Source organism: Roseobacter sp. HKCCA0434, assembly GCF_032464675.1.
In the GTDB taxonomy this organism is placed as follows: Bacteria; Pseudomonadota; Alphaproteobacteria; order Rhodobacterales; family Rhodobacteraceae; genus Pontivivens.
Genome location: NZ_JAWDKL010000014.1, coordinates 86,194 through 97,199 on the forward strand (window position 1 = coordinate 86,194; position 11,006 = coordinate 97,199).

Below are 11,006 nucleotides of genomic sequence, written 5' to 3' on the forward strand. Positions count from 1 at the left end.
TCACCCCCAGAGTTGCGGGCGGGGCGGCTGCACCTCCGCCCCGTGATAGCCGAGCGGCGGGTCGCGATCCTCGGCCAAGAGGAGCGGTCCGTCGAGATCCACCAGATCCGCCCCCTGCGCCACCAGCATCGCGGGGGCCATGGCGAGCGAGGAGCCGACCATGCAGCCGACCATGACGCGGAAGCCCGCGGCACGCGCGGCCGCGTTCAGGGCCAGCGCCTCGGTCAGGCCGCCGGTCTTGTCGAGCTTGATGTTGACCATGTCGTACTTGCCCGCGAGGCCCGCGAGGCTGGCGCGGTCGTGGCAGCTTTCATCCGCGCAGACCGGCAGCGGGCGGTCCAGACCGGCAAGGGCCGCGTCCTCGCCTGCCGGGAAGGGTTGCTCGACCATCTCCACCCCCAGCGCGATGAGGCGCGGAGCGAGGTCGCGGTACTGGTCGGGGCTCCACCCCTCGTTGGCGTCGACGATGATGCGCGCGGCGGGGGCCCCGGCCCGGACGGCGGCGATGCGCTCCACATCCTCGGGCCCGCCGCCGAGCTTGGTCTTCAGGAGCGGGCGCTCGGCATTGCGGGCGGCGGCGTCGCGCATCTTCGCGGGCGTATCGATGGAGAGGGTGAAGGCGGTGGTGACCGGCGCGAGGGTCAGGCCCAGCCGGTCGGCCACGCCCTGCCCGTGCGCCTTGGCCTGCCAGTCCCAGAGCGCGCAATCGACGGCATTGCGCGCGGCCCCGGCGGGCAGCAGGGATTGCAGCGCCTCGCGATCCACGTCGTCGGGCAGCGATGCGATCTGGGCGAGAACGCTCTCGGCCGTCTCGCCATATCGGGCATATGGCACGCATTCGCCGCGGCCCGTCGCGCCGTCGCGGGTGATGGTGGCGGTCACGACCGTCGCCTCGGTCCGCGAGCCGCGCGAGATGGTGAAGACCTCACGCAGGGGGAACCGCTCCTCTCGCGCTTCGATCATGTCAGCGCGTCGACGAGGCGGACCGCGCCCTGACGGAAAGGATCGACTGTGGGCAGGCCCATACGCTCCTCGATCTCGGCCAGCAGGACCGTCGCCGCATCCTCGGACAGCGCGGCGGTGTTGACCGAGATGCCGACGACGGCCACGTCCGGATTCACCCGGCGGGCGAGGTGCAGGGCGGTGTCGCGCAGGTCCTCCAATGTCGGCAGGTCGTAATCGGGCAGTCCGCGCATGTGGGTGCGCGTCGGCTCGTGACACAGGATCAGCGCGTCGGCCTGTCCGCCGTGGATCAGCGCCATCGTCACGCCGGAATAGGAGGCGTGGAAGAGGCTGCCCTGCCCCTCGATCAGGTCCCAGTGGTCGGGGTCGTTGTCCGGCGTCAGCCATTCGACCGACCCGGCCATGAAGTCGGCGATCACGGCGTCGAGCGGCACGCCGCCGCCGGTGATCAGGATGCCGGTCTGGCCGGTGGCGCGGAAGGTGGCCTTCATGCCGCGGGCGTGCATCTCCCGCTCCATCGCCAGCGCGGTGTACATCTTGCCCACGGAGCAATCGGTGCCGACGGCCAGGCAGCGTTTGCCGGTGCGGCGCTTGCCGTCGGCGATGGGGTATTTCACGGTGGGGACGCGCACGTCGTGCAGGGTGCGGCCCGCCTTGTCGGCCGCGGCGACGAGGTCGGGCTCGTCGCGCAGCAGGTTGTGCAGGCCCGAGGCGATGTCCATGCCAGCCTCCAGCGCCTCGATCAGCACGGCCTTCCATGCTTGCGAGATCACGCCGCCGCGATTGGCCACGCCGATCACGAGGGTCTTCGCGCCCGCGTCAACGGCGGCGGGAATGTCCATGTCGGGCAGGTGCATGTCGGCGCGGCAGCCGTCGAGGCGCAGCTGCCCGATCGCCATGTCGGGCCGCCAGTCGCGGATGCCCTGTGCGACCTTCGCCGCCAGCGGATCGGGCGCGTCCCCGAGGAAGAGAAGATAGGGCGCGTCGATCATCCGCAGGCTCCGCCGTGGCCGTTACATCGCGCCAACGCTAGGCCTGTTCGCGGGGGATCGTCAAACGGGAAGTCAGGCGGCCTGCGACGCGGTCGCCTGCGCGGGCAACGCCATCTCCGCCCCGTCGATCACGGGGTTGGCCGCGATCTCGTCGGGGGTGGCGCAAAGGCCGCGGGCCTGCATCCAGCGCCCGGCAGCGGGGGCGGCGGTCAGCAGCGCGAAGGGGATGGCGAGGATCAGCCCGGCCAGCACCGGCAGCGCCCAGGGCAGCGCGGCGGGGGCGAGGACGAGGATCGCGCCGCCGAGGCCCAGTCCGAACAGCGTCTGCGGCCAGAGGCCCGCCACCGCCATCCGCCAGGGCAGCGCGTAGGCGTCGCGGTTCTGGCCGCCCCAGATGACCGGGCGGCGGAACAGGAACAGCCCCGCGAGGAACAGCGTCACGCGGAAGGCGACGACGGGGGCCAGCAGAACGGAGAACAGCGTCTCGACCACCGCGCCGAGCGCGAAGCGGACCGCGCCGCCATAGCGCGCCACCCCGCCGGGGGTCAGCGCCACGTCGATCCAGCCCGCGACCTTCGGAAACAGGCTCATCGCGATCATCACGAAGAACATGGCGAGGCCGAAGGCGAGGTTCACCTCCTCGGTCGCGCCATTCGCGAGCTTGATCCCCGCGGCGGCGGTCATCAGCATCCAGGCGGGCGCGCCGAAATACATCATCATCGCGGCGAGGATCTGGAACCGGCTCATCGGGGCGAGGCCCTTCCAGAACAGGACGCGGCCATATTGCATGTTGCCCTGGCACCAGCGCAGGTCGCGGCGGGTGAAGTCGAGCAGGGTCGGGGGGTTCTCCTCCCAACTCTCGCCCTCCACCGGCAGGACGCGGCATTCGTAGCCCGCGCGTCGCATCAGCACCGCCTCCACCTGATCGTGACTGAGGATATGCCCGCCGAGCGGAGCCGATCCCGGCAGCTTCGGCAGGCGGCAATGGCGGCGGAAGGCATCGACGCGGATCAGGGCGTTGTGCCCCCAGTAGGGCCCACAATCGCCGTGCCACCACGCGGCGCCCAGCGTGAAGCTGCGCATCCCGTGGCGCATCCCGAACTGGAACACCCGCGCGAAGGCGGAACGCGCGGGCGCGCCGACCACCAGGCTTTGCAGGATGCCGACGCGCGGATGGGCCTGGAGGATGCGGACCATGCGCAGCATGGCCTCCCCGCTCATCAGACTGTCGGTGTCGAGCGGCAGGAAATAGTCGTAGCGTCCGCCCCAACGGCGCAGGAAGTCGCGCAGGTTGCCGGATTTGAACGCCTCGTTGTCCTCGCGCCGCCGATAGGTCACGCGGGGGCCGAGCGCGTCGCGCACGCGGGCGAAGGTGTCCTCCTCGGCCCGCGCGATGTCGGGATCGTCGGTATCGGACAGGATGTAGATGTCGAAGTGCCGCCCCCAGCCGGTCGCGTCGAGCGAGCGGCGCATCTCCACCGCGCGGGCGAAGGCCGGCTCGGGCGGTTCGTTGCGCAGGAACAGGGTCAGCGCGGTGCGGGTGGTGATGGCCGCCGTGACGTCAGCCTCGGCCATCTGCGGCGCTGCGGCGGCGAGCCCGTCACGCGCGCCGTGCATCAGCCACAGACCGATCACCGCGTTCCAGAAGCCCATGATGGTCCAGGGCGCGCCGATGGCGACGCAGGCGAGGATGATGGCATCGGTCGCGGTCCAGCCGCCCTCGGCGAAGACGTTCCACACGCCGGCCATCACCGCCGCGAGCGTTGCGAGGTTCAGCAGCGCCACGAGGCGGCGGCGCCCGGCCAGCGCCGCGGTGGCCTGCAACCCTGCGGGCGTGCGTGAGGAGGCGTCGCCGTTGCGCGGCGGCTGCGGGTGGACGTTTGAGGTCATGCGGCTACTCTCCGCCCCGGATGGGCTCGGAAGGACAAGTTATGGCATCGCGCGCCATTTGGTACACGGGTGAAACGAAAAATGTTGCGCTGCGAAAGGCGCGGCTCGGCGAGGGCGACCTGCTGCTGGAGATGGTCCATTCCGGCCTGTCGCGCGGCACCGAGCGCATCGTGGCCGAGGGCCGCGTGCCGAAGGCGGAACATGCGCGCATGGCCCTGCCCAATCAGGAGGGCAGCTTCGCCCTGCCGATCAAGTACGGCTATGCCGCCGTCGCCCGCGTGCGGGAGGGCGATGCGGACCTGCAGGGTAGGCTTGTCTTCACGATGCACCCGCATCAGGACCTCTTTCATGCGCACCGCGACGCGGTGCATGTTCTGCCGCCCGACCTGCCCCCGCGCCGCGCGACGCTTGCCGCGAACATGGAGACCGCGCTGAACGCGGTCTGGGATGCCGCTGTGCCGCCCGGTGCCCGCGTCGCGGTGATCGGCGGCGGGCTGGTCGGATGCCTCACCGCCTATCTGGCCGCACGCGTGTCCCGTGCCGACGTGACACTGATCGACAAGATAGGAAGCCGCGCGGCGATCGCGAGTGAACTTCGCGTGAGCTTCGCGTCATCGGTGGACGGCCTGCCGCCCTGCCACACGGCGTTCCACACCTCCGCCAGCGCGGGCGGGCTCGACGCCGCGATCCACTGTCTCGATTTCGAGGGACAGGTGATCGAAATGAGCTGGTATGGCGACCGGGAGGTGCCGGTGCGTCTGGGCGGCGCGTTCCATGCGCAGCGCCTCTCCATACGGTGCTCGCAGGTCGGGCATGTCGCGGCCCCGCGTCGGGCGAGCACCACCCATGCGGAGCGGATGCGCACGGCGATCGGGCTGATGGACGACCCGGCGCTCGATTGCCTGCTGACCCATTCCGTGCCATTCGACGAGGCCGAGACCCTGCTGCCCGCGCGGCTGGCCGCCGACGCGGACGGCATCGCCACAACCATCGACTACTGAGAGGATCGCCCATGTTCGCCGTCGAGGTCCGGGACCACATCATGATCGCCCATTCGCTGAAGGGCGACGTTTTCGGCCCCGCGCAGGCGTTGCACGGCGCGACCTTCGTCGTCGATGTCGCCTTCCTGCGCGAGACCCTGTCGGCGGACAACATCGTCGTGGACATGGGGCGCGCGCAGGAGGTGCTGAAATCGGTGCTGGGGCCGCTCAATTACGCCAATCTCGACGAGGTGTTTCCGGGCGAGGTCACGACGACCGAGTTCCTGTGCCGCCACATTCACGGCGCCATCGCCAAGGCCGCGGCGGAGGGCGCGCTGGGACCGGGATCGGAGGGCCTGAGCGCGCTTCGCATCACGCTGAACGAAAGCCACGTGGCGAAGGCGTGGTACGAGGCGGCCTTGTGAGCGCGCGCTTCGCCATTCCAGGCGATCTCGACACGGTCAGCGGCGGCTATGCCTATGACCGGGAGGTGCTGCGCGAATGGCCGGGTTTGCGCCATGTCGCGCTGCCGGGCGGGTTCCCCACGCCGAACGCGCGGTCGCTGGAGCGGACGGTGGAGATCCTGGCCGAACCGGGCCTGCCCTGGCTGATCGACGGGCTGGCACTGGGGGCGCTGCCGGAGGGCGCACTCGACCGGATCGCGGGGCCCTACGTGGCGTTGTGCCATCATCCGCTGGCACTGGAGACGGGGCTCGAGGCGGGCCGCGCCGCGGCGCTCCGCCTGACCGAGCGGGCGGCGCTGCACCGTGCGGCGGCGGTGATCTGTACCAGCGACACGACGGCGGAGCTGCTGACCGCGCGCTATGGCGTGGCGGCGGAGGCGATCACGGTGGCGGTGCCGGGTCTGCCTCCGGCCCCGATGGCGGCACGAGGGAACATGCCGCCACGCATCCTGACGGTGGCGAGTCTGATCCCGCGCAAGGGGCATGACGTGCTGATCGAGGCGCTGGAGCAGATCGCCGATCTCGACTGGCGGGCCGACTGGATCGGACCCGCGCCGGATGCGGGGTGGCTGGCCATGCTGGAGGCGCGGATCGCCCGGTCGGGTCTGGGCGACCGGATCCACCGGCATCCCGCCGCCGGATCCGAGGCGCTGGACGCGCTGCGAGCCGCGTCGGATCTGTTCTGCCTGCCCTCGCATTACGAAGGCTACGGCATGGCCTTCGCCGAGGCGATGATGAGCGGTTTGCCGGTGGTGGCCTGCGCGGGCGGAGCCGTCACGCAGACCGTGCCCGAGAGCGCCGGTCTGCTGACCGAACCGGGCGACGCGCGGGCGCTCGCCGGATCGCTGCGGGCCGTGCTGACCGACCCGGTGCTGGCGGAGCGGCTGGCGGCGGGCGGACGCGCGCATGCGTTGGGCCAACCGGGCTGGGCAGAGACGGCCGCAATCATCCGAGACGTGATGGAGCGGGTCGCGTGAGCTTTTCCGCCGACTGGCTCGCCTTGCGCGAAGGGGCGGATGCGCGGGCACGCGATGCGGGGCTAATTGCGCGGCTGGCTGCGTGGACGGCGGACCGGGCGCCGCGTGTGCTCGATCTGGGCAGCGGGACGGGGGCGAGCTATCGCGCGCTCGCCCCGCGCATCGGCGGGCGCTGGGTGCTGAGCGATATCGACGGCGATCTTCTGGCCGTTGCCGGACAGCACGCGGGCGAGGTGAATTTCCTGGGCACGCGACAGGTCGATCTTGCCCGCGATCTCGAAGGGCTGATGGCGGAGGTCGCGCCCGATCTCGTAACCGGATCGGCGCTGCTGGACCTGTGCTCGACCGACTGGCTCGACCGGTTGGCGGCGGCGCTGCCGGAGGAGGCCGCGCTCTACATGGCGCTGAGCTATGACGGGCAGGAGAGCTGGACGCCCGAGCCGCCGCACGAGGCGCGGGCGCTCGCCGCGTTCCATGCCCATCAAGAGGGCGACAAGTCCTTCGGCACGGCGCTGGGACCGGCGGCGCCGAAGCATCTGGCAGGGGCGCTGCGGGCGCGGGGCCATGACGTGACGCTGACGCAAAGCCCCTGGCGGCTCGGTCCCGAGGACAGGGCGCTCATCGAGGCGCTGGCCGACGGCGCCGCCGGGGCGGTGGCGGAGACCGGGCAACTCACATCGGAGGAGATTGCCGACTGGCGGGCCGCCCGCCGCCGCGCCGACGCGGTGCGGATCGGGCATGTGGACCTGCTGGCCCTACCCGCGTGAGGGCCACATCCGCCGGATCAGGCCGTCCTTCTTGACCAGTTGGTGATAGAGCGCCGCGCCGATATGGACGACGACCAGCGCGATGACGATCTTCGCGCCGATCTCGTGCCACTCGAAGAAATCCTCGGACAGGTCCCGATCGCGCCCGATCAGCGCGGGCATCTCGAACAGGCCGAAGACCGGCAGCGGCGCGTCATAGGCGCTGACGCCCAGCCATCCGAGCAGCGGCATCGCCAGCAGCATGACGTAGATAAGACCGTGCACCGCGCCCGAGCCTGCCCGCTCCAACCCTGTCAGCGGCACGGCGTAGGGCGGCTTGGGCAGGCGGATCGCGGCGACGATGCGCACCAGCATCAGGAACAGGATCAGGAACCCGGTGCTCTTGTGCAGGTCATAGAAGACATTGAACGACCCCTCGCCGAAGATGCCCTCGATCGCCCCGCGATTGTCGAAATCGGTGAAGATCATGCCCATCGGCAGCATGGCGATCACCAGCACCGCGATGGTCCAGTGCAGCCAGCGGCGCAATCTCGGATAGCTGTGGATCATCCGTCCCTCTCCCATTCGCGGCGCAGGTCGCAGGTAAAGAGGACATCGCCATCCTCGAACACGTGCACGCGCGTCTGTGGCCTGCGCGCCTGATCCAGCCGCTCGACGGGCGCGAGGGCCAGCCCCGCCTTGCCCGAGCCGAGGATCATCGGCGCCATGAGGATATGGAGCAGATCGACCGCGTCCGCGTCAAGGAAACGTGCGAGCGTGTCCGCGCCACCCTCCAGAAGGATGCGGGCGAGGCCGCGCGCGCGCAGAGCGGCGAGGATGGCGGCGGGCGGCAGGGCGCCGTCCCGCTCCTCCACCTCGATGCGGTCCGCGCCGTCGGGCACATCTCCGCCGGGCCGGGTGACGACCAGCACCTCCGCCTCGCCGTCGCCGAACATGCCAAGGCTGGCGGGCACCCGCCCGTTGGGGTCGATGACGACGCGGGCCGGATGCGCGCCTTCGCAGCGGCGCACGGTCAGTTGCGGGTCGTCCGCGATGGCGGTGCCGACGCCGACGATCACCGCGTCGACCTCGGCCCGCAATCGGTGCAGGTGGTCGAGCGCCGCAGTGCCGTTGATGTATTTCGAGGCGCCCGTGACCGTGGCGATGCGCCCGTCCAGGGTCTGGCCGAGCTGGGCGATCACCACCGCCCCCTTGCGGAAGCGGTCGGGCAGCAGCGGTGCCGGTGCCTTCGACGTGGCGATGTTCATCCCGTCTCCTTCCTCAGCGGCCCGCCAGTGCTTCCGCCGTGGCGCCCGAGGTTCCCGCCTCGGGCCGGGCGACGCGGTCGGTTCGCCGCCACGGGTTGCCCTTGATCCAGCCGACGAAATAGGCCGTCGCGATCAGCACGCCAATGCCGAAGCAGTTGACGAGCCACCATGTCGCGGGCTCCCGCCCCAGGCGGTCGAGTAGGAGACCGTCCACCTGACTGAGCGGGATCGAGACCATGAAGCAGGCGAGGCTCTGCGTGCCGACCTTGCGCACGACGGGCACGACCTTGCCCACGAGGTCGTGGGTCATCCAGTGCCTGCGGGTGGGGCCGATCGCGGCCCAGACGAGCAGGATCAGCGCAATCAGATGCGCGATCTGCAACAGCCCGATGCGGTCGGGATGGGCGAAGAGGTCGGTGCCGATGACTGGCCGTACCCCGTCGCCCAGCAGCCAGCCGAAGAAGCGATCCACCGGCGGCACGTACTTCCCGAAGAAATCGACATAGGCATAGGGAATGGTCAGCACGGCGACGATGGCGGCGGCGATCAGGACGCCGCGCCCTGCCCTGCGCGGCGTCGCGAACCCGTTGCTGAGCCGCTCACCGCCGATCCCGACCAGCATCCAGGCGATATAGGCCGTGGCGAGGAAGTGCAGCCAGCGCAAGAGGCCCATGTCGGATTTCGCCCAGAGCGGTGTTATCGCGTTGCGCGTGCCCTCGATCACGTCCTGAATCGCCCAGTCGCCGGGCAGGTAGAGCCCGCCGTGGATCTTGAACCATGCGAACGGCACGACCAGCAGCACGTAGGCGACCGCCAGCCGGAACAGCCAGCGCGCGCGGGGCGGCGCGGGCACCCATTTCATGCCCAGCACGAAGCCCGCGAAGAAGGTGATCTGCCAGCCGAACGGATTGAAGAACCAGCGCCCCTCCCCGAAAGGGTTGGAGGGCAGGTTGAGGAAGCCGAAGCGCTGCCCGATGCCGTGGAGCGTCGTCTGAAACGCGTTCAGCCCGGTGGGATCCTCGATGCGGTAGGCCCAGCCGGCGAGGTTCGCGGCGAGCCACAGGAAGCCCAGCACCACCAGTACCGCCGCCGTCCCTGCCGCCCGGTGGATCGCCATGACCACCGGGATCATCGCGAGGATCACGATATACATCGGCAGGATGTCGAACAGGCCGGGCACGTAGCTCAGCGTCATCAGGCCCAGCAGCGACTCGCCCGTCTCGTTGAAGAGCGGCACGACATAGGGACGCTCGATATAGGGGCGGTCCCAGTTGCCGATGCCGAAATGGTCGATTGAGAACAGCAGGAGCGCGGTGACGAGGAAGATGCCGATATGCGCCCAGTAGACCTGCCAGATGCGGTGCGCGATCCGCATGGCTCCCAGTGCCCAGCCCGCCTTGCCGAAGATGCCGCCGAAGGCGAGCGCCGAGGCCATGCCGGAGCAGAACACGAAGAGATCCGCCCCGTCCGAGAAACCGAACCGCGCCGGAATCCACAAGGTCCACGTGTTGCCCGGCGTGTGGGCGAGCAGGATGATGAACATCGCCATGCCGCGGAAGAAGTCGAGCCGCGGGTCGCGCGGCTTGCGCGCCCCGGGGGCGGACGGTGGTGGTGCGGTCGTGCTCGGCGTGTTCATGGCGCTGGCCCCTACTGCGCGGCGATACGCGTGCCGCGCAGCTCGGCGCGACGTCGTGCGATCAGATGTCGCCTGCGAGCGGTATAGCCGTCCTCGGCCCCGCGTTCCAGAACGCGGCGCGCCAGCAGGGCCTCGGCCCCGGCGAGGTCGCCCGCCCGAAGATGCGCCTCGACCGCCAGCCGCCAGAACACGTCGCGCTGCGCATGGCTGCCACCAATGCGGGGCAGCCAGTCGAGCGCATGGGCGAGATCGCGCCGCGCGGTGGCGTAGTCGGCGGCGCGGAAGGCGAGCAGGCCGCGCGCCATCGGCTGTCCCGCCAGTGCCGCGACCTCGTGCTGATCGTGGTCGAGCGTGGCGGCATCGGCGGCGATGCGGGCGGCAAGGCGCGTGGCCTCGCCCGTCCGCCCCGTGGCGTTCAGCGCCAGCAGGTAGTGAAGGTCCGCGAAGACGAGGCAGCCATCCTCCGTCCGGCCTGCGCCGAGCGCGCCCAGCTCCTCCCACCTGTCGCCGACATCGATGCCCTCGACCTCCAGCCGGAACAGGAGCGAGGCGGCATTGGCGATGTCGCGGAAGTCGTCGGTGGCGGCGGGTCGGACCTTGCGGTCGTAGAGCTCCAGCACCGGGCCGCAGGCGCCGCGGTCGAGATGGAACAGCGCAAGGTGCCACCAGACGTGATAGGCGAAATTGTTGCAATGCGCCCAATGCTTCGAGCGCCCGGCGAGCCAGCGCACGCCGTCCTCCATCCGGCCGGTCATGTCGTGCACGTGTGCCACGGCATGCAGGCCCCAGGCATCATCGGGACACAGCTCCAGCCCGGCGCGGCCCGCCGCCTCCGCCGCCGCGTAGTCACCCGTCTCCTCCAGCGCGAAGGCGCGGCAGCCCAGCAGATAGCCATGCATCGGGTGATCCGCGCCGATCCCGCGCGCCGCCGTGGCGACCGAGGCGCGCATCCCCGCCGCGTCGCCCAGCATGAAGCGCAGCGACTGAACCAGCTTCATGGCGAGCGCGTCCTCCGGCCAGCGGACCAGCACGCCGTCGAGCCTGGCGAGCTCGGGATGCTCCTCGACCAGGTAGGTCGGGACCCACCAGC

At 70.5% G+C, this 11,006-nt stretch carries 11 protein-coding genes; 4 read left to right on the forward strand and 7 right to left on the reverse strand.

Annotated features, from left to right (window positions below; translation table 11 throughout):
• From dgcA to mdoH, 3 genes are all read right to left on the reverse strand, one after another.
• Positions 1-963, reverse strand: a complete 963-nt coding sequence (gene dgcA / locus RX333_RS10430; protein WP_316014879.1) for an N-acetyl-D-Glu racemase DgcA — start codon at positions 961-963, stop codon at positions 1-3.
• Entirely contained in the window at positions 960-1,955 is a 996-nt protein-coding gene (gene dgcN / locus RX333_RS10435) for an N-acetyltransferase DgcN (protein WP_316014880.1), read from the reverse strand. The genes dgcA and dgcN overlap by 4 nt, the downstream gene beginning before the upstream one ends.
• Before the next feature lie 72 nt (positions 1,956-2,027).
• Complete coding sequence (gene mdoH / locus RX333_RS10440) at positions 2,028-3,845, reverse strand: glucans biosynthesis glucosyltransferase MdoH (RefSeq protein ID WP_316014881.1); 1,818 nt, start codon at positions 3,843-3,845, stop codon at positions 2,028-2,030.
• A gap of 41 nt (positions 3,846-3,886) precedes the next feature.
• Between mdoH and RX333_RS10445 the strand changes: the two genes are divergently transcribed.
• From RX333_RS10445 to RX333_RS10460, 4 genes are read left to right on the forward strand one after another with little or no spacing between them, the layout of a single operon-like run.
• On the forward strand, positions 3,887-4,846 hold the full coding sequence (locus RX333_RS10445; RefSeq protein ID WP_316014882.1) for a zinc-binding alcohol dehydrogenase: 960 nt from the start codon (positions 3,887-3,889) through the stop codon (positions 4,844-4,846).
• Between the two features lie 11 nt (positions 4,847-4,857).
• On the forward strand, positions 4,858-5,250 hold the full coding sequence (locus RX333_RS10450; RefSeq protein ID WP_316014883.1) for a 6-pyruvoyl trahydropterin synthase family protein: 393 nt from the start codon (positions 4,858-4,860) through the stop codon (positions 5,248-5,250).
• A complete protein-coding gene (locus RX333_RS10455) occupies positions 5,247-6,266 on the forward strand; it encodes a glycosyltransferase family 4 protein (protein ID WP_316014884.1) in 1,020 nt (339 codons plus the stop codon). Before RX333_RS10450 ends, RX333_RS10455 begins: the two co-directional genes overlap by 4 nt.
• Positions 6,263-7,033, forward strand: coding sequence for a class I SAM-dependent methyltransferase (locus tag RX333_RS10460; RefSeq protein ID WP_316014885.1), 771 nt, complete (start codon positions 6,263-6,265; stop codon positions 7,031-7,033). The genes RX333_RS10455 and RX333_RS10460 overlap by 4 nt, the downstream gene beginning before the upstream one ends.
• Here the strand turns inward: RX333_RS10460 and RX333_RS10465 are convergent.
• The 4 genes from RX333_RS10465 to RX333_RS10480 form a co-directional block, all read right to left on the reverse strand.
• On the reverse strand, positions 7,022-7,582 hold the full coding sequence (locus RX333_RS10465) for a cytochrome b (RefSeq protein WP_316014886.1): 561 nt from the start codon (positions 7,580-7,582) through the stop codon (positions 7,022-7,024). The two genes, RX333_RS10460 and RX333_RS10465, sit on opposite strands and share 12 nt — an antisense overlap.
• Positions 7,579-8,280, reverse strand: a complete 702-nt coding sequence (locus RX333_RS10470; RefSeq protein WP_316014887.1) for a RibD family protein — start codon at positions 8,278-8,280, stop codon at positions 7,579-7,581. The genes RX333_RS10465 and RX333_RS10470 overlap by 4 nt, the downstream gene beginning before the upstream one ends.
• A 13-nt stretch (positions 8,281-8,293) precedes the next feature.
• The gene (locus RX333_RS10475) at positions 8,294-9,916 is read right to left on the reverse strand and encodes an OpgC family protein (protein WP_316014888.1); all 1,623 of its coding nucleotides are present in this window, start codon (positions 9,914-9,916) and stop codon (positions 8,294-8,296) included.
• 11 nt (positions 9,917-9,927) lie between these two features.
• Positions 9,928-11,006, reverse strand: a 1,079-nt coding sequence (locus RX333_RS10480; RefSeq protein WP_316014889.1) for a tetratricopeptide repeat protein, incomplete at its 5' end; no start/stop codon positions are given.

Excerpts from the sequence above, each read along its gene's own strand:
- dgcA (WP_316014879.1), bottom strand. The coding sequence starts at position 963 with ATGATCGAAGCGCGAGAGGAGCGGTTCCCCCTGCGTGAGGTCTTCACC.
- dgcN (WP_316014880.1), bottom strand. The coding sequence starts at position 1,955 with ATGATCGACGCGCCCTATCTTCTCTTCCTCGGGGACGCGCCCGATCCG.
- mdoH (WP_316014881.1), bottom strand. The coding sequence starts at position 3,845 with ATGACCTCAAACGTCCACCCGCAGCCGCCGCGCAACGGCGACGCCTCC.
- RX333_RS10445 (WP_316014882.1), top strand. The coding sequence starts at position 3,887 with ATGGCATCGCGCGCCATTTGGTACACGGGTGAAACGAAAAATGTTGCG.
- RX333_RS10450 (WP_316014883.1), top strand. The coding sequence starts at position 4,858 with ATGTTCGCCGTCGAGGTCCGGGACCACATCATGATCGCCCATTCGCTG.
- RX333_RS10465 (WP_316014886.1), bottom strand. The coding sequence starts at position 7,582 with ATGATCCACAGCTATCCGAGATTGCGCCGCTGGCTGCACTGGACCATC.
- RX333_RS10470 (WP_316014887.1), bottom strand. The coding sequence starts at position 8,280 with ATGAACATCGCCACGTCGAAGGCACCGGCACCGCTGCTGCCCGACCGC.
- RX333_RS10475 (WP_316014888.1), bottom strand. The coding sequence starts at position 9,916 with ATGAACACGCCGAGCACGACCGCACCACCACCGTCCGCCCCCGGGGCG.